This is a genomic window from Flavobacterium akiainvivens, assembly GCF_001278115.1.
In the GTDB taxonomy this organism is placed as follows: Bacteria; Bacteroidota; Bacteroidia; order Flavobacteriales; family Flavobacteriaceae; genus Flavobacterium; species Flavobacterium akiainvivens.
In genome coordinates this window covers 925,720-943,780 of record NZ_LIYD01000005.1, presented here as the reverse complement: position 1 = coordinate 943,780, position 18,061 = coordinate 925,720, and the positions used below count along the sequence as shown (strand labels likewise).

Sequence of the window (18,061 nt, the reverse complement as noted above, 5' to 3'; positions counted from 1 at the left end):
GTTAAACATTTCAGATGGCAGGTAGCAGGTAGCAGTTTTCAGGCGTCTGCCATCTGCTATCTGAATCAGCAATCCGCATTATTAACCGTTACGGCCAGGCCGCCTTCAGAGGTTTCTTTGTACTTATTGTTCATGTCCTGGGCGGTTTGCCACATGGTGTTGACAACCTTATCAAGAGGTACTTTTGCGTTTTTTGGGTCGGTTTCAAGGGCAAGCTCGGCGGCGTTAATGGCTTTAATGGCACCCATGGTATTGCGCTCAATACACGGAATTTGTACCAGCCCGCCTATAGGGTCGCACGTCATGCCCAGGTGGTGTTCCATGGCAATTTCGGCAGCCATAAGGCATTGCTCGGGTGAACCGCCCATAACCTCGCACAAGGCAGCGGCAGCCATAGCGCTCGATACGCCAATTTCGGCCTGGCAGCCCCCCATAGCAGCGCTGATGGTAGCGCCCTTTTTAAAGATGCTGCCCACTTCGCCGGCCACCATAAGGAATTGTTTTATGTGGCGCTCATCGGCCTGGTGGTTTTCTATAACCATATAATACATAAGCACAGCCGGAATAACACCCGCACTACCGTTAGTAGGTGCGGTAACCACACGGCCCAGGGCAGCATTAACCTCATTTACCGCAAGGGCAAAGCAGCTAACCCATTTGAGTATCTGGCGGAATTTGACCTCGGTTTTGCGGATAACCTGAAGCCATTCCTGTGGGGTAGTGTAGGGCAAATCGCCAATGAGTTTGCTGTGCATATCAAAAGCACGGCGGCGCACGTTTAGCCCTCCCGGCAGTATGCCTTCGGTATGGCAACCGGTATGCATACACTCCAGCATGGTGTTCCACACACGCATTAGTTCGTGGTGGATTTCATCTTCGGTGCGGATGGATTTTTCGTTTTCATACACCACCTCGCTAATGCTCATGTTTAGCTCGTGGCAGTATTTTAAAAGCTCGTCGGCCTTATCTACAGGGTATGGGAACGACTTGCGTATTTCCTGTTTTTCTTTTGCTACAACACGCTCTTCCTTAACTACAAAGCCACCACCTATTGAATAAAAGGTAGAGGTGTATTCGCCGCCGTCATATTGCGCCGTAAAGGTAAAACCATTGGCATGAAACGGCAGGAAGTTGCGGTTAAAAACAATATCGGTATTAATAAAAAACGGGATTATTTTTTCGCCACCCAGGTTGAGCCGGTAGCTTACGCTGATGCTGTTTATAATATCTGAAATGCTTTCGATGGGCACATACTCAGGGTCGGCACCGCTAAGCCCCAGCATCACGGCAAGGTCGGTCGCGTGGCCTTTCCCGGTAAGGGAAAGTGAGCCATAGAGGTCTACCTGCACGCGGGTAACGGCGTTAAAAATGCCTTCTTCGCGCAGTTCATTAAGAAAGCGTTCGGCGCCACGCCATGGCCCCAAAGTGTGTGAGCTCGAAGGGCCTACGCCTATCTTGAGCATATCAAAAACAGAAATACATTCGGTCATAGCAATTCGCGGAATTGTTGCAAATATAGTAGTTTTGCAAGGAGCAAATGTAATTAATTTATGATTGCTACAACGTTTTAGTGGTTAATTTGTTGATTATTTAAATTTGTATCAGGTTTAAAGTTTCAGGTTCTGCCTGCCGGTGCGTTTTAACTGTTTATATCACAAAATTGCGCAAAGAAGGCGTAATCCCGATAGCTATCGGGACGCAAAGTTTTTGGGGTTATATCACGGAGATTTTAAGTGTGAGTGAAGCCCAACCTGAAACTTTAAACTTTAAACCTGAAATGAACAGTTACTCTACAATCATAATCTTTTGGCTGCCGGTGTATTTATGCCACGTTTTATCGCCGGGAACCTGATATTTTATGTTTTGAATAATGACGGTATCGCCGGATTTTAGGCGGGAAATGGCTTGATGAACATTTACCAATACCTTATTGCCTCCTATAACGTGACGGGGCTTTTCGGGGAACGTTAACTCAAAACAGGCTATATGGGTTTTTTCAGGCAAGTTTGCGGCCGGGTCAAGGGTTACAACGGCTTCTTTAAGCTGTTCGCGGGTAAATTTGAGTACGTCGTCCTGCATACTCTGTCCGTTGATTAATACTTTGTGGCTGGAGGCTGTAACATTTGATGCATTTTGTGCAAAAGCGCTTACGCTAATCAAAAGGAAAAGGATGTATTTCATGGCGGTTGTGTTTTATTGCTGTAAGATACGTAATTATTTGATTAGTAAGTGATTTTATTATGAAATACGGATAACACGGATTGAGCGGATGAATGAAGATTTTATTAGATTATTTAATCAGTACGGTTTCAATCATTGGCGGTCTTACGCCTACCATACCTGTTTCGGGAAGATTGTAGTCTGTCACTATTATTCTGATTTTTGAGCCAGGTTTTAGTTTTTGTATTTCCTTATATACTTCGGATGTAATTTTATCTCCCTTAACCTCAATGGCTTTTTCGTCTGTTACTGCTATTATATATGATGATATGGGTACATTTCTGTAAGCAGGCACCATAACATTATCAAAGCTCAGGCTTATTACTGCGTTTTCAAAATCTTTGGCCTTCATTTCAACCGTACAGCCATTACAGCCCTTATTGTTGATAAGCCCGCGCAATTCTATATTTAAAATTTCATACTGTTCTTTGTAGTAAATCAGCGAATCTCCGTGCAGGGTTACCTCAAAATCGACATCAACTTTATCTCCCTTAACTGCAGATACGTTAAAAATATAGTCGCCGTTATCATTAATTTTTTTCAATCCCGGTGCAGTAGCCTTAAATGATTTAGCGCCCGGTACTGTAAGTATAAGCTTGTTTTCTATACCGCGGTACAGCGTGCGAAATTGTGGCGAGTAGGCAATGGGCCCGGGCAGTTCTTCTTCTTTGTAAGGCAGCGGGTCATCAACAACTTCGATAGTAAGGGGGGCAACACCTTTTAAAAGTAAGCGGGGGTCAGGATTGTTTCTTCTTATATGGTTAATTATTATAACAGAACCCGTTTGCAGGGATTCTATTTTAACTTTAATACTGTCTGGTATGGTATTGCCTTGTATGGTAATTGTGTCTTTAGGCATATAGAGTGTAAACTCTTCTACTTTATAAAATGCATCACCATGTTCATGATATGTGTCTATAGTTGTGTTAAGTTTTAAGTTGGCTATTTGCTTACGTGTAAGATGGTATTCATATTCGCAACAACTTTTTTGATTTTCTATATATGCATAAGGCGGAGGTACAGGTACAACCCTAAACTCTTTGTTTTCTACAACCGTTTTACCATTAGCATTTTTATAAGTGATCATAACTTTTGACCTCATACCACTTACTGATGTTACATTCCACTTATAATACCCCGGCTGGTTTTCTATGGGTTTAATCTGTCCGCCGGTGGATGTTACCGTTATATTGGTTTGTTCTAAACCGGGCACACCAATTTTGAGAAGGTTGTCTATGCCGCGATACACAATATTATCTTTGTCAAGCGATATTATGGCACGGCCTTCCTGTGCAAAGGCGCTTATGCTGAGTAGTAATAAAAAGATGTATTTCATTGGTTGGTTGTTGGTTTCGTTTATATACCATGTCTCTTAGGGCGTTGCCCCGGGCTAATATGCGCGACCCTTACAGGGTCAATTGTGTTTTAACCACCCCGCCATAGGACTATCGTTTGGACACAAATAGCGCATAATTTTTTCTATCACTAAGGCCACCAAGATTTTACACTAAGGACATTCTCTTAAAGGCTACAAAGCTTTGCCCATATTAGGTTCCGGGTTTTTGACCTTTGACTTTATTACTTTCGACTATTTTACAGATATCCAATTCCCGTTTTTGTAGGTATAGTTACGTTCAATAAATTCATCCTCACCGGGCTCGGCCACTGTACGTTCAAAAGGTTGTGCATGGTTTTTAATTATCCTGTATTTTGTTGTAGTATAGCCGTAAATACCGCCTGATTCAGAAGTAATCAGGATTTTTCTACGGTCGTCATATTCGGGGTTGCTAAAGTAATCGTTGTTGGTTTCGGCATCAATAAGCTTTACCAGCCTTTCATCTTTGGCACTGTTGAGGAATATTTGAGTGTAAGCATTGCCGTGCGCCGCCATTTCATTAATACAAACCAAATCCTGATGTCCATCGTTGTTGAAATCTGTGACCCTGAAAGAAGATACTATAGGGGCATTTTCCTGCCACTGCCAGTTGTTTACATCGCACGGAATTGTGTCCTGCACTATATAGCTGCCCTTTATATTCTGCGAGAGCAGGGCCGTAACTTCGTCAACCAATGTTATGCGGTACTGTAGCGGCTTTTTGCCTTTTAGGGTAACGTTGGTATAGGTTTCAAGGCTGTCAATAGAAAACATGAGGTAACCATCGGCCTCCAGGGCTACATAGCCGTTTTGTGCGGCGGTAAAATAGGGGATTGCCGTAAACAGGAGTAGTAAGAGGTGTTTCATATACCTAAAAGTTAAGGGCAATAGTAATTAACAATACTGCCGGCCTCGTCTAAATTTAAGCCTAACGATTTGGCCATGCTAAGGTCGTCGCAACCGGTTGGGGTATATTCGCCATTGTTTAATAGTTTGCAAAGCCCACGCATATAATATGCCGTGGTAAGCGTGGAATGGCTTATATCGGGGTGGTTTATGGCATAGGTAAAATCGGCAATGGCCTTATCGTGTTGCTGTAACGACAGGTAAGCCGCACCACGCCTGAAAGTGACTTCTTTATCCGGGTTTATGGCAATGGCTTTGCTGTAAGCCTCTATGGCGTTTTTGTATTGCTTAGCCATAGCGAGCGAATCGGCCTGTTTAACCAACTGTGTAAATTGTGGCGAGGGTTGCTGTTGCTGTGCCAATGCTATAAAAGGGAGGAACAGGAGGGAGAAGAATAGGTGTTTCATGGCTGGTGATTGGTTTGATGCTAATATAACGTAAATCTTAATCGTAAAAATATACAGCTGTAAAAATTGGGGCCAAAAATCTTCTGCAAAGTTACGATGGTTTTTACAGGATTTAGTGCAGCCATTTTTGCACTAAAAAATGAGATAAACCGGACGAAAGTTTAACGTCGAAAGTCAAAAGTCTGAAATGAGAATAGCCAGACTTTATGACTTTACAAACTTTTGACTTTAAAACTGAATATCGAACTCCGAAAGTGAAATATTAGCGTTAAAATAAAGTTAAAACATAAGAAAATACATCAAAAATAAAAAAATCCGCAAAACTTAAAATTTTGCGGATTTCATAAAAATGATATGTCTTATTTCTATAGGAAATTACTCCTTAGTCCAGGTATTGTCGCTGGCGGTAATATCCGGCAGTACCCTTTCCGGGTCAATCTCCACAGCCTTAACCGTTTTGTCTGACTTAAGCAGGTATTTCCATTCGTTGGTACGTTGCCATACTTCAACCGGTAACGTCTTGATTTCTGATGAGTTATCGTCATACGTAACCTTAAATACCACCGGTGCAGGCATAGTGCCACTGTTGATAAAGGTTATGGTTGTGCCGCCTTTTATAGCGCTTACATCTTTGATACCCAGGTCTATATTGGCGTTTTCTACAAACCATCCCCTCCAGAACCAGTTCAGGTTCTCGCCGGCAGCGTTGTCCATAGCGTTAAAGAAGTCGCTTGGTTGTGGGTGCTTAAACGCCCAGTTTTTAATGTACTGGCGGAAGGCATAATCAAAACGCTCATGGCCTAATATGTACTCCCTCAGCATGATAAGGCCTGTTGCAGGCTTGTAGTAAGCTGTGTAACCCAGGTTCATAGACTTGGCAACGTCAGGGTAGGTAGCAATACTCTCGCGGTATTTAGATTTAAACCAGTGCACGCGGTTGCGGCTTTTGGCTATATCGCTCTGATACTCACCGTTATTAAAGGCCAGGGTGCTGTAGTAGTTTATAAAGGTATTGAAACCCTCATCCATCCAGGCATAGCGGCGCTCGTTGCTGCCCACTATCATAGGGAACCAGTTGTGGCCAAATTCGTGGTCGGTTACATCCCACAGGTCGCCACCCGAACTGCCTGCACTACAGAATGATACACCCGGGTATTCCATACCGCCGGCGTTACTTGCCACGTTTACGGCATTAGGCCACGGGTACTCAAACCACATAGATGAGTAGTGTTCTATAGAGGCTTTGGTATATTCTGTACTGCGTCCCCAGGCTTTTTCGCCTGCGCTTTCTTTAGTGTAAGCACTCTGAGCCACAGCCTTTTTGCCGCTTGGCAGGTTAATGCGGGCAGCATCCCAAATAAAGTTTTTGGCGCTGGCCCAGGCTATATCGCGGCTGTTATTCATTTTAAAATGCCAGGTAACCTTACCGCTTTGCACCGGCCTTGTAAGGGCTGGGTTACCGGCTTCGGTATCGCTGATAAGCACCACGGTTTTGTCGCTGTTTTTAGCTTGTTCCCAGCGCTTTAGCTGTTCTTTGGTAAGTACCTCTTTAGCGTTTACAAGTTCGCCGCTGCCCACCACAATGTGGTTGTAAGGCACGGTTACCTTGTAATCAAAGTTTCCGTATTCAACATAAAATTCACCTGCACCAAGGTAAGGCTCAGTGTTCCAGCCTACTACGTCATCATAAACAGCTGCACGCGGATACCATTGTGCCATAGAGTAGGTAGTACCGCCGTTAGTATCAAGGCGGCCCATGCGGTCCATACCTGCTTCCGGAATGTGGAACTCAAAATCCATGCTTATGGTGGCGGTTTTGCCCGGTTTTAGCGGCTCGGCAAGTATAACCTGCATACGGGTATCGCTAATAACATATTTGTTTGATGTGCCTTTAGTCTTGGCAACCAGGTTAGTAATGGTTAGGCCACCATCAGTATCGCCACTGTAGCGGTTGCCCATAATTGGGGTGGTTAGCGTGCCGCGGGAAGTATCTGTAAAGCGGTTTTGCTCTACATACAGCCATATATAAGGCAGTTCCTGCGGGGAGTTGTTGTGGTAGGTCATGGTTAACCTGCCTTTTAGTATGTTGGTTTGGTCGTTCAGGTCGGCTTCAATAACATAATCGGCGCTGTTTTGCCAGTATTTAGGCCCCGGAACGCCCGATGCAGCGCGGTAATCGTTGCCACGGCGGTACATAACATCATCAAAAAGGTGCTGGTTGTTAGGTATAACTTCCTGTGCGGCAGCAGTAAGGCTAATAAGCCCTGTGAGGAGGAGTAGTCTTGGTAATTTCATTCAACGTAAATGTTGGGGTTAGTTAATACATTAGGCATCAAATATACCTAACTAAAATTTAATATTAAAATTATGTGTCAACAGGCAGGATGAATTGAATTTGTCAAAAAATAAGGGTATAAAATTGAACTTTTGCCGTATTTTTGCGGCAATTTATATCAAAATACTACCCATACACACATGGATAAGATTATTGCCTTCTTTTCTTCCACCCGTTTAATGGCCGTGCTATTTGTTGTTTTTGCTGCTGCCATGGGTATAGGTACCTTTATTGAAGACGCCTATAATACCGAAACTGCCCGCGTTTTTATTTACAATACCAAGTGGTTTGAAGCCATAATGGTAATTTTTGTAATCAACTTTTTTGGCAACATTAAGCGTTACCAGCTTCATAAGAAAGAAAAGTGGGCTACACTGCTGCTGCACCTTTCGTTTATACTTATAATACTGGGGGCATTTGTAACCCGATATATAAGCTATGAGGGTATGATGCCCATTCGCGAGGGCGCTACCGAAAGCCACTTTTACAGCGATAAGCCTTACCTGACCGTATTGGTAGATGGTGAATACCAGGGAGGTATGAGCCGCCTGTCTTTTGAAAAGCCTATTTTAATGAGCAGCAAGGAGTTTCCGCTTTTTGCCAATAACCACTTTACATTAGCCAACAGCTTTAATAAAATACCTTTTGAGGTTGAGTATAAGGATTTTATACTTGGCGCAAAAGACACTATTGTGCCCGATGCCAATGGCGATGAGTACATAAAGCTGGTGGAACAAACCACAGGACAGCGCCGCGAACACTACCTTAAATCTGGTGAGGTTCAAAATATTAGTAACATACTTTTTGCCTTTAATAAACAAACTGCCGGTGCGGTAAATGTAAGTAAATCAGGCGATGAGTACACTTTTAACGCGCCGTTTGAAGGAAACTATATGCGCATGGCCGACAGGTTTCAGGGGGCTGTTGCAAAAGACAGTGTACAGCCGCTTATGTTCCGTTCGTTATACAATATGGCTGGTGCCATGTTTGTATTCCCTGAGCCTGCCATTAAAGGTAAGCAGGTATACAGGAGTAACGGCGATTTTAAAACCAAAGAAGAAAGCGCCCTTGTTGTTACTGTAAAAAGCGGCGGACAGGAAAAAGAAGTAACCCTGCTGGGTGGTAAAGGCCAGATAGGCATGCCGGTAGCCATAAAGCTGGGTGAACTTGATTTTACCCTTATGTACGGCAGTAAAACCTACGAACTTCCGTTTAAAATACAGCTTAACGATTTTATAGGCAACCGCTACCCGGGTATGGAGGGGCAGGCTGCCGGTTTCTCTTCATTTGAGAGCAAGGTTAGCGTTATAGATGATGAGAAGAAAGACAAATTTGATTACCATATTTATATGAACCACGTAATGGATTACAGGGGCTACCGTTTCTTCCAAAGCGGGTTTGACGAAGATGAGAAAGGCACAAAACTATCGGTAAGCCATGACTTTTGGGGTACCTGGTTGTCTTACATAGGCTACTTCCTGCTGTATATTGGCCTTATGGCAATCCTGTTTGATAAAAACACCCGATTTAAAGACCTTGAGCGTAAGCTTAATAAGATAAAAGAGAAGAAAAAGGCAATGGCCGCAGCAGTAATGCTATTAGTTGCCTTTAGCGGATATTCTCAGGATGACCATACCCATACTACGCACACAAAACCATCTGAAGGCGAAATTGAAACCATGCTGGAGAGGACTAAAGTAAGCCCTGAGCACGCAGCACGTTTTGGTAAGCTGGTAGCGCAGGATGGTGGCCGTATGGTGCCTATGAATACTATGGCATCTGAAATACTGAGGAAACTGAGCAAGAAAGATACCTTTAAAGGTATGAATGCTGAGCAGGCATTTATTTCTATGTCGCTGTTACAGGAAGCCTGGGTAGATGTGCCTGTTATAGCGCTACCCCGTGGTAACGGCAGTATTAGAAAAGTAGCCGGGCTGCCGCTTGATACAAAATTTGCTGCCATGAGCGACTTTTTTGATGCACAGGGCAACTATAAATTGAGCGCTGTGCTGGAAGAAGGTGCGCACAAGCGTGAAATGAATAAGTTTGATACTGATTTTAAATTGCTTAATGAGCAAATAGTACTGCTTAACCTAACCCTTAGCGGGCAAATGTTTAATGTAATGCCTATACCGAATGATAAAGGCCATAAATGGGTGTCTTATGCCCAGATTATGGGCGACAGCATAAAAGGTATGGATACCATAAGGAACATTATACCTTACTATTGGGAATCGGTTGCAAAAGCGCTACAGGATAAAGATTACAGCACGGCCGAAAAAGTACTTACCGGCCTGGAAAACTACCAGAAAAAATTTGGCGCCGAAGTAATGCCTGCTGAAGCCAAAATTGACGCCGAAATACGCTATAACAAAATGCATATATTTGAAAGGCTGTACCAGTGCTATGCGCTTTTTGGTATCCTGATGATGGCATTTGTTATTGTAAACATCTTTAATAAAAAGAAGTGGGTGGGTATTACGGTAAAGGTATTCCATGTGCTGATAGGCATAATGTTTGTTTTGCACACCCTTGGGCTTGCTATGCGCTGGTACATATCCGGCCACGCACCGTGGAGCGATGCTTATGAGTCTATTGTTTATGTGGGCTGGGCTACCATGTTCTTTGGCCTTGCCTTTGGCCGTAAATCGCAGCTAACAGTTGCAGCCACGGCATTTGTGGCAGCCATTGTGCTTTGGGTGGCGCACCTAAACTTTACAGACCCGGGCATTGCTAACCTGCAGCCAGTACTTAACTCATACTGGCTTATGATTCACGTGGCGGTAATTGTGGCCTGCTACGGGCCGTTTACCCTTGGGTTTATACTGGGCTTGCTTTCGCTTTTCCTTATGATTTTTACCAACAGTAAAAACAAGGCAAAAATGGATATCAACATAAAAGAGATAACTTATATAAACGAAATGGCGCTTACCGTGGGCCTTGTAATGCTTGCCATAGGTAACTTCCTTGGCGGGCAATGGGCTAACGAAAGCTGGGGCCGTTACTGGGGTTGGGACCCTAAAGAAACCTGGGCTATGGTAAGTATTATGGTATATGCGTTTGTAATACACATGCGTTTTGTACCGGCACTACGTGGCACGTGGATTTTTAACTTCTTTAGTGTGTTTGCATTTGCATCTATACTTATGACGTATTTTGGTGTAAACTTCTACCTTACAGGCCTGCACAGTTATGCAAGTGGCGAAATGCGCACACCGGCTTATTTTTACTACATGGCACTGGGTGGAATTATAATTGGCACACTGGCAAACATTCAGTACCGTAAACACCTTAAAAAGAAGTAATTTTTATACCTTTAATGTAAATTTTGAAATGATGAAAAATTTGATATTATCGGCGGTTAGCCTGCTTGCAGTAAGCTTTTGCAACTGCGAGCACAAAAAATCATTTACTTCAACCCACAGGACAGAAAATAAGAAAGATATGGCTGTACACTCAATATACCAGTATAAAGTAAAAGATATTACCGGCAAGGAGTTTGACTTTGCAACCCTTAAAGGCAAAAAAGTAATGATTGTAAACACGGCTTCTAAATGTGGCTTAACCCCACAGTATGAAAGCCTTGAAAAACTGTATAAAGAATACAGCAGCAAAAATTTTGTAATTATTGGTTTCCCTGCCAATAACTTTGCCTCTCAGGAACCGGGTACTAACGATGAAATTGCTTCATTTTGCAAACTTAACTATGGTGTTACCTTCCCTATGATGGAAAAGATATCGGTTAAGGGCGATGATATGGCACCTATATACCAGTTTCTTACACAAAAAGAAAAGAACGGGCTACAGGACAGCGAAGTGGAGTGGAACTTCCAGAAATACCTGATTAACGAAAACGGTATGCTGGAAAGGGTAGTAGGCCCTAAAACGCTTCCGGATGATGAGTCTGTAACAGAGTGGATTAACTCGTAAATATAAACCCATAAGCCCCCTAACCCCCAAAGGGGGGATTCTTACTCCTGCTTTCAGTACGGAGAGGAAATGCCCCCTTTGGGGGTTGGGGGGGCTAACATGATTTACCCTAAAATACCTTTGGCACAGAGCATTATACAAATATGCCTTGCCAAAGGGATAACTAATGTTGTTATATCTCCCGGTTCGCGCAATGCGCCACTAACCATAGGCTTTGCCAATAATCCTGAATTTACCTGCTATAGTATTGCCGATGAGCGCTGTGCCGCTTTCTTTGGTATGGGGCTTGCCCAGCAGCTAAAGAAACCGGTAGCTGTAGTGTGTACTTCAGGCTCGGCATTGCTGAATTATTATCCGGCTGTAGCCGAGGCTTTTTACAGCCAGATTCCCCTTATTGTTATTTCTGCAGACAGGCCGCATGATAAGATTGATATAGGCGATGGGCAAACCATACGTCAGGAAAACGTATATGCTAACCATATACTGTTTAGCGCCAACCTTAACGAAGAAGCCTCTGAGGAAAATGATGCGCTTATAAATGAGGCTATTGCCGTTGCCAAATTTAAAAACGGCCCCGTGCATATTAATGCCCCGTTTGAAGAGCCACTGTATGAAACGGTTGAAGAGCTTTCGGTTAATGTACAGGTGCATTATGTGCCGCAGGAGGAAAGGAAGTTTGACAACTACCTGGAGTATTATCTTGATAAATGGAACTCTGCTGCTAAAAAACTGGTGCTGGTAGGGGTAAACGAACCCGGCAGTATAGATGAGGCCATAATAAGCCAATTGGCTGCCGACCCAAGTGTGGTGGTAATGACCGAAACCACCAGCAACCTGCACCACCCAACGTTTTTAAACAGTATTGATACTATAATAACCCCTTTTACGGCTGAGGATTTTGAAGCATGGAAGCCGGATGTACTGCTTACTTTTGGCGGTATGGTGGTGAGTAAAAGGGTAAAGGCATGGCTGCGCAAATACAAGCCTGCCGACCACTGGCACGTAGACTGCCTGCGTGCTTATGATACTTTTGGTGCGCTTACCCGCCATTTTGAAGCAGAGCCTAATGAATTCCTGACTGCATTTTTGCCACAAACCAAAGCTGTAGAAAGCAACTACAACCGCATGGCGCAGGATATGAAGGAATTCCGTAAAGTAAAGCACGATGAGTACCTGGGTAAAATCCCCTTTAGCGACCTTAAGGTTTTTGAACGTATTTTACCTGCATTGCCTCATGGCAGCCAGGTGCAGATAAGTAACAGTTCGGCTATCAGGTATGCACAATTGTTTGATATAAAGCCCGGGGTAGAGGTGTTTTGCAACCGTGGCACCAGCGGTATAGACGGCAGTACCAGCACGGCAATAGGGGCTGCTGTGGGTAGCGGTAAACCTAATGTGGTTATTACAGGCGATGTAAGCTTTTTATATGACAGTAATGCTTTATGGAACAGTTATATCCCTAAAGACTTCAAAATTATATTGATAAACAACGCCGGTGGTGGCATCTTCAGGATATTGCCGGGCCACAAAGAAACCCCTGTATTTAATACTTATTTTGAAACCACACACAACCTGACTGCTGAACACCTGTCTAAAATGTACGGCTTTAATTACACTACAGCCCATAATGAAGATGATTTGTTGGTAAGTTTACCTGCTTTTTTTGCGGATGATAACCAGCCACAGCTGCTTGAGGTGTTTACCCCAATGCTGGAAAATGATAAGGTGTTGTTACAGTACTTTAAAGAATTGGTTTAATTAAGGCTTTACTTCAGATTTATTACGTAACGCATTAACCTCATTAATTATCGACTGGGTTTCATTGTTAATTTGAAGGAGGTCATTATCATAAGCCTTACTCTTTTCATCTATGCCTTTGAGTAGCAAAGTGTAGTAATTTATTCGTAAATCAGTATATTTTACAATAAGGTTTTGTTCATTACTAATAGATTCTGGTAAATCAAGTGAGGCAATTTTGGCGTTTATTTCTTTATTTTTTTTCCAGTAAGGAAGTATTTTAGTGCGTATTGCATTGGCAATCTTATTATAGTCAGTACTGTTTATCATAGCCTGTTGTTGATTAACAGCAAGCTTTTCATTTTGAGACAATTCATTTCTAAGCTTATTGTATTCCGCAATATGATCTGTAGCATAATTATAAGCAAACCATCCTGAACCCAGCCCAATTATTAGTGCCCCTATATAGCCTGCAAGCTTTAAGGATATGTTTTTGGGCTTTTTCAGGCCCGGTACCATTACAAAGCCAATGAGTATGCCGCTCAGCAATCCGCCTATATGCCCGGCATTGTCAATGCCCGATGCTGCAAAACCAAAAGACAGGTTAATAATAACAAACCCTGCCATACTTGCTAAAAGCTCTTTTTGGAACTGTTTGTTAACTATACCGCTAAGCAGCATAGCTATAAACATACCATACATACCAAATACAGCACCTGAAGCACCTGCACTCGCACCAAAGTTATTCCAATAAAGACTTAAAGCGCTTGATGCTACACCTGTTAAGAGATAAGCTGTTATATAACGCCATTTGCCAATGAGTGGCTCCAGCATAACGCCTATATAGAGTAGTGCATACATATTTACTGCCAGGTGTAATATACCAAAATGAAGGAAACAGGAGGTTACCAATCGCCACCATTCGCCATTTAATGTATAAGGCTTAAAGTTGGCACCCCAAGCAACCATTATTTCGCCGTCGGGCTTAAAAAAATCCATCCCTTTAATAACCATCAGTATAAAAATCAGTACGTTGGCATATATAATAAAAGGGGTAAATAAATAATTTCTAGTAGGTACAAAAAACTGCAGGAAGCTTTCAGATTGTTTGCCATCTGTTAATGCACTGTCTTTTTCAAAACGTTGTGATAGTGCATAATAATGATTATGAATGGTATGAGGGTCTAAATGGGTAACGGTATACTCAAAGGCGGTTTTCAGGGTTTCAACGTTATGCCGGGCAGTATCGCTATCGCCACCTTTTGCGGCAATGTTTATGCCTTCTTCGGTTTTAATAATCCTTATGTCCTGTCCCTCAGCCGGAGCTGCTATTATACCCTGCCTGGTTATGTGTTTTATTTTCCACTTAAGGTTGTTTACAGCGTTAAAGGCAGCTACAATAAAAGCTTCGTCAGGCATTGTGCCGTTATGGTTGTGCGCGTTGTCCATCAATTTTATTCTTACTGTAAATATAACCCAATAGATATTATCCTGCAAAGGCATACATAAGTTAGCGCCTAAATTGTACCTTTGCGCACTGCAATTACATGATAATGATTGAAACCGGAAAATACAATACCCTTAAAATAGACCGCAGTACTACTGTGGGCCTCTTTCTTACCGATGGTACTAACGATGTGCTGCTGCCTAACAAGTATGTGCCCAAAGATTGGGAGCAGGGGCAGGAGCTTACTGTGTTTGTATACCTTGACCAGGAAGAGAGAAAAGTAGCTACTACACTTAAACCGTACATTGAACTTGATTCATTTTCATTGCTAAGGGTCAGCTATATAAATAAATTTGGGGCGTTTATGGACTGGGGCCTTGAGAAAGATTTGTTTGTGCCTTTCCGCGAGCAGGCCAGGCCTATGGAAGAAGGCAAACGTTACCTTATATACATGAGCCTTGATGAAAAGAGCAACCGCCTTGTGGGCAGCAGTAAGATAAGCCAGTTTCTGGATAATGAAGAACTGACTGTGACTGAAGGCGAGGAAGTTGACCTTATTGTATCGCGGTTTACTGATATGGGCGTTAATGTAATAATCAACGAAAAGCACGAAGGCCTTATCTACAAAAACGAAGTATATGATGATTTAAGGCTTGGCGAACGCCTTACCGGTTTTATAAAAACTATACGCCCCGGTAATAAGGTTGATGTAAGCCTTGTAAAAGCCGGTGTTGAAGCCATAGAGCCTAATGCCGAAAAAATACTGGATGAACTGCGCGCCAGCCGTGGTTTTCTTCGCCTTACTGATGACAGCCACCCTGAAGATATTAAGACCGTACTAAAAATGAGCAAAAAAGCCTTTAAAAAGGCTGTTGGCTCGCTCTACAAGCAAAGGCTGATTGAAATAAAAGAAGACGGGATTTATCTTGTAAAATAGGCTGTTGGCAACATAGTTTAAATTGCCGATATTTGTTTTTTAAATGGATAGAAAAAATGATGAATAAAAATACGGTACTGGGCTGGGCCACGCTTATTATGGTTATAATGGGTGTTTTGCTTGTATGCCTTGGGGCCTTTAAATATGACGATGTAGCCGGCTATGGCTTTGGCGCCGTGGGCATAGGCTTTTTCTCTATTGCATGGGTGTTTAACGCGCTCAAAGGGCGCGTATAAGTTAAGTTCATAGTTTAGTGTTCATTGTTCATTGTTTCCACTCATGGCGAAAATAAATAAGTTTGAAGAGTTACAGATTTGGCAGTATTCGAGAGAATTGTGCCGATATGTTGAAGTACTTTTTCAAACTACGCCTTTGGGAGGCAATTATGCAATTAGAAATCAGATTGAAAGGAGCTCAGGTAGTATTATGGATAATATTGCCGAAGGTTTTGAGAGGGGAGGCAATAAAGAATTTATACAATTTCTTAGTATCTCTAAAGGTTCGTGCGGAGAAGTAAAATCACAATCTTACAGGGCGTTCGATAAAAAACTGATTTCTGAAGAACAACATCTAAAATTGAACGATCAGTGTGAATTAGTGAAAAATAAAATTGGCGCCATGATTAATTATTTACTCAACAGTGAAATGAAAGGCCTGAAGTTTAAATAATTACCAAGCCCACAACCATAAACAATGAACTATAAACAATCGAACATAAAAAATGAGCGACGATAAGAAAGTAATTTTTTCGATGTCCCGGGTAAACAAAACCTACCAGGGCGCACAAAAACCGGTACTGAAAGATATATACCTGAGCTTCTTTTACGGGGCTAAAATAGGTATCCTGGGCCTTAACGGTTCGGGTAAATCAACCCTTTTAAAAATCATAGCCGGGGTAGACAAGAGCTACCAGGGCGATGTAGTGTTTTCACCGGGCTACACAGTGGGCTACCTTGAGCAGGAGCCTCAATTAGACGAAAACAAAACGGTTATAGAAGTTGTTCGCGAAGGCGTGGCCGAAACCGTTGCCATTCTTGACGAATTTAACGCCATTAACGACCAGTTTATGCTGCCGGAGGTGTATGAGGATGCCGACAAGATGCAGAAGCTTATGGACCGCCAGGCTGCGCTTCAGGATAAAATTGATGCCGCCGGTGCATGGGAGCTTGATACCAAGCTTGAAATTGCAATGGATGCACTGCGCACTCCTGAGGCCGATACACCTATAAGCGTACTTTCAGGTGGTGAGAAAAGGCGTGTGGCACTATGCCGTTTGCTATTACAACAACCTGATGTACTGTTGCTTGACGAACCTACCAACCACCTTGATGCCGAGAGCGTACTATGGCTGGAGCAGCACTTATCGCAATATGCAGGTACGGTAATTGCCGTAACGCACGACCGTTATTTTCTTGACAACGTAGCCGGATGGATCCTGGAGCTTGACAGGGGAGAGGGTATTCCGTGGAAAGGCAACTACTCATCTTGGCTTGACCAAAAGGCTAAACGCCTTGAACAGGAAGAGAAAACGGCTTCTAAGCGCCGCAAAACCCTTGAGCGAGAGCTTGACTGGGTGCGCCAGGGAGCCAAAGGCCGCCAGACCAAACAAAAAGCGCGTCTACAAAACTATGACAAGCTATTAAACGAAGACCAGAAAGAGCTTGACGAAAAGTTAGAGCTTTACATACCAAACGGCCCAAGGCTTGGTACTAACGTTATTGAGGCGCAGGGCGTTGCCAAGGCATTTGGCGATAAGCTGCTGTATGACAACCTTAACTTCACATTGCCACAGGCGGGTATTGTAGGTATTATTGGGCCAAACGGTGCCGGTAAAACTACTATTTTCCGCATGATAATGGGCGAACAAACCCCCGATAAAGGCGAGTTTAAAGTGGGCGAAACCGTTAAGATTGCTTACGTTGACCAAAGCCACGCCAACATTAACCCAGACAAAACAATATGGGAAAACTTTGCCGATGGACAGGAGCTGATTATGATGGGCGGCAGGCAGGTTAACAGCCGTGCTTACCTGAGCCGTTTTAACTTTAGCGGAAGCGACCAGAACAAAAAAGTAAGTGCTCTTTCGGGTGGTGAGCGCAACAGGCTGCACCTTGCCATTACGCTTAAGGAAGAAGGTAACGTACTCCTGCTGGATGAGCCTACCAACGACCTTGACGTTAATACATTACGTGCGCTTGAAGAAGGCCTTGATAACTTTGCAGGCTGTGCGGTAATCATAAGCCACGACAGGTGGTTCCTTGACAGGGTGTGTACGCACATACTGGCGTTTGAGGGTGACTCTGAAGTGTATTTCTTTGAAGGCAGCTTCTCTGAATATGAAGAAAACCGCAAAAAACGCCTTGGCGGCGACCTTACACCTAAGCGTATTAAGTACAAGAAGCTAATCCGTTAATAAACGGTTTTGAGATAAAATTGAACGCCTCTGTAACTACAGGGGCGTTTTTTTTATATTTTTTTGGGTATATCCATCATTTGATGAAGTATGCGGATAATCTGGATTATATTATCAGTTCCTTTTTTATAAAAAAAGATTAATAAAGCCAAAAGTGGCTAATAGAGAAGAGTTTACAATAACCGGAAGTGCTTTTGGTAACGATTTAGTAATGGTGCTTACTGCACTCTATTTCATCTGATTACCTTGTAAATCATTACTGCAAATTTAATAAATAAAAGGGTAAAGTATATTAAGACTTTACCCTTTTATCGTATTGCCCTTTCAAAAAAATATTCCCCAATATGGGGTAAT

The 18,061-nt window shown here is 42.9% G+C and carries 14 protein-coding genes; 7 read left to right on the top strand and 7 right to left on the bottom strand.

From position 1 onward, the window contains the following. Positions 1-65: 65 nt before the first annotated feature. From AM279_RS04300 to AM279_RS04275, 6 genes are all read right to left on the bottom strand, one after another. A complete protein-coding gene (locus AM279_RS04300) occupies positions 66-1,490 on the bottom strand; it encodes an L-serine ammonia-lyase (RefSeq protein WP_054406411.1) in 1,425 nt (474 codons plus the stop codon). Between the two features lie 295 nt (positions 1,491-1,785). Further along, a complete protein-coding gene (locus AM279_RS04295) occupies positions 1,786-2,181 on the bottom strand; it encodes a GldM family protein (protein ID WP_054406410.1) in 396 nt (131 codons plus the stop codon). A gap of 109 nt (positions 2,182-2,290) precedes the next feature. Further along, positions 2,291-3,556: a GldM family protein gene (locus AM279_RS04290; protein WP_054406409.1), complete on the bottom strand. Its 1,266-nt coding sequence runs from the start codon at positions 3,554-3,556 to the stop codon at positions 2,291-2,293. 252 nt (positions 3,557-3,808) lie between these two features. Further along, on the bottom strand, positions 3,809-4,462 hold the full coding sequence (locus tag AM279_RS04285; RefSeq protein ID WP_054406408.1) for an XAC2610-related protein: 654 nt from the start codon (positions 4,460-4,462) through the stop codon (positions 3,809-3,811). Positions 4,463-4,473: 11 nt separating this feature from the next. Then, positions 4,474-4,908 (bottom strand): tetratricopeptide repeat protein, encoded by a 435-nt coding sequence (locus tag AM279_RS04280; protein WP_054406407.1) that lies wholly within the window; start codon positions 4,906-4,908, stop codon positions 4,474-4,476. Between the two features lie 375 nt (positions 4,909-5,283). After that, positions 5,284-7,203: a M1 family metallopeptidase gene (locus AM279_RS04275; RefSeq protein ID WP_054406406.1), complete on the bottom strand. Its 1,920-nt coding sequence runs from the start codon at positions 7,201-7,203 to the stop codon at positions 5,284-5,286. Positions 7,204-7,383: 180 nt separating this feature from the next. Here AM279_RS04275 and ccsA point away from each other — a divergent pair, with 180 nt between their 5' ends. The 3 genes from ccsA to menD all read left to right on the top strand — a co-directional run bounded on the left by ccsA (position 7,384) and on the right by menD (position 12,931). Then, positions 7,384-10,548, top strand: coding sequence for a cytochrome c biogenesis protein (gene ccsA, locus AM279_RS04270; protein WP_054406405.1), 3,165 nt, complete (start codon positions 7,384-7,386; stop codon positions 10,546-10,548). A gap of 28 nt (positions 10,549-10,576) precedes the next feature. After that, positions 10,577-11,173, top strand: a complete 597-nt coding sequence (locus AM279_RS04265) for a glutathione peroxidase (RefSeq protein WP_394331214.1) — start codon at positions 10,577-10,579, stop codon at positions 11,171-11,173. A 99-nt stretch (positions 11,174-11,272) separates the two neighbouring features. Continuing rightward, positions 11,273-12,931, top strand: a complete 1,659-nt coding sequence (gene menD / locus AM279_RS04260; RefSeq protein ID WP_054406403.1) for a 2-succinyl-5-enolpyruvyl-6-hydroxy-3-cyclohexene-1-carboxylic-acid synthase — start codon at positions 11,273-11,275, stop codon at positions 12,929-12,931. Here the strand turns inward: menD and AM279_RS04255 are convergent, their stop codons facing one another. Beyond that, complete coding sequence (locus tag AM279_RS04255; protein WP_054406402.1) at positions 12,932-14,359, bottom strand: rhomboid family intramembrane serine protease; 1,428 nt, start codon at positions 14,357-14,359, stop codon at positions 12,932-12,934. 104 nt (positions 14,360-14,463) lie between these two features. On the opposite strand from AM279_RS04255, the gene AM279_RS04250 reads away from it, so the two are divergent. The 4 genes from AM279_RS04250 to ettA are packed head-to-tail and all read left to right on the top strand — an operon-like array spanning position 14,464 to position 17,707. Then, on the top strand, positions 14,464-15,294 hold the full coding sequence (locus tag AM279_RS04250) for a CvfB family protein (RefSeq protein ID WP_054406401.1): 831 nt from the start codon (positions 14,464-14,466) through the stop codon (positions 15,292-15,294). A 59-nt stretch (positions 15,295-15,353) separates the two neighbouring features. Further along, positions 15,354-15,530: a CAL67264 family membrane protein gene (locus AM279_RS20450; protein ID WP_236688537.1), complete on the top strand. Its 177-nt coding sequence runs from the start codon at positions 15,354-15,356 to the stop codon at positions 15,528-15,530. Between the two features lie 43 nt (positions 15,531-15,573). Beyond that, positions 15,574-15,963 (top strand): four helix bundle protein, encoded by a 390-nt coding sequence (locus AM279_RS04245; protein ID WP_054406400.1) that lies wholly within the window; start codon positions 15,574-15,576, stop codon positions 15,961-15,963. Positions 15,964-16,015: 52 nt separating this feature from the next. Further along, positions 16,016-17,707: an energy-dependent translational throttle protein EttA gene (gene ettA / locus AM279_RS04240; RefSeq protein WP_054406399.1), complete on the top strand. Its 1,692-nt coding sequence runs from the start codon at positions 16,016-16,018 to the stop codon at positions 17,705-17,707. Positions 17,708-18,061 lie beyond the last annotated feature (354 nt).

Excerpts from the sequence above, each read along its gene's own strand:
- AM279_RS04300 (WP_054406411.1), bottom strand. The coding sequence starts at position 1,490 with ATGACCGAATGTATTTCTGTTTTTGATATGCTCAAGATAGGCGTAGGC.
- AM279_RS04295 (WP_054406410.1), bottom strand. The coding sequence starts at position 2,181 with ATGAAATACATCCTTTTCCTTTTGATTAGCGTAAGCGCTTTTGCACAA.
- AM279_RS04290 (WP_054406409.1), bottom strand. The coding sequence starts at position 3,556 with ATGAAATACATCTTTTTATTACTACTCAGCATAAGCGCCTTTGCACAG.
- AM279_RS04285 (WP_054406408.1), bottom strand. The coding sequence starts at position 4,462 with ATGAAACACCTCTTACTACTCCTGTTTACGGCAATCCCCTATTTTACC.
- AM279_RS04280 (WP_054406407.1), bottom strand. The coding sequence starts at position 4,908 with ATGAAACACCTATTCTTCTCCCTCCTGTTCCTCCCTTTTATAGCATTG.
- AM279_RS04275 (WP_054406406.1), bottom strand. The coding sequence starts at position 7,203 with ATGAAATTACCAAGACTACTCCTCCTCACAGGGCTTATTAGCCTTACT.
- ccsA (WP_054406405.1), top strand. The coding sequence starts at position 7,384 with ATGGATAAGATTATTGCCTTCTTTTCTTCCACCCGTTTAATGGCCGTG.
- AM279_RS04265 (WP_394331214.1), top strand. The coding sequence starts at position 10,577 with ATGATGAAAAATTTGATATTATCGGCGGTTAGCCTGCTTGCAGTAAGC.
- menD (WP_054406403.1), top strand. The coding sequence starts at position 11,273 with ATGATTTACCCTAAAATACCTTTGGCACAGAGCATTATACAAATATGC.
- AM279_RS04255 (WP_054406402.1), bottom strand. The coding sequence starts at position 14,359 with ATGGACAACGCGCACAACCATAACGGCACAATGCCTGACGAAGCTTTT.
- AM279_RS04250 (WP_054406401.1), top strand. The coding sequence starts at position 14,464 with ATGATTGAAACCGGAAAATACAATACCCTTAAAATAGACCGCAGTACT.
- AM279_RS20450 (WP_236688537.1), top strand. The coding sequence starts at position 15,354 with ATGAATAAAAATACGGTACTGGGCTGGGCCACGCTTATTATGGTTATA.
- AM279_RS04245 (WP_054406400.1), top strand. The coding sequence starts at position 15,574 with ATGGCGAAAATAAATAAGTTTGAAGAGTTACAGATTTGGCAGTATTCG.
- ettA (WP_054406399.1), top strand. The coding sequence starts at position 16,016 with ATGAGCGACGATAAGAAAGTAATTTTTTCGATGTCCCGGGTAAACAAA.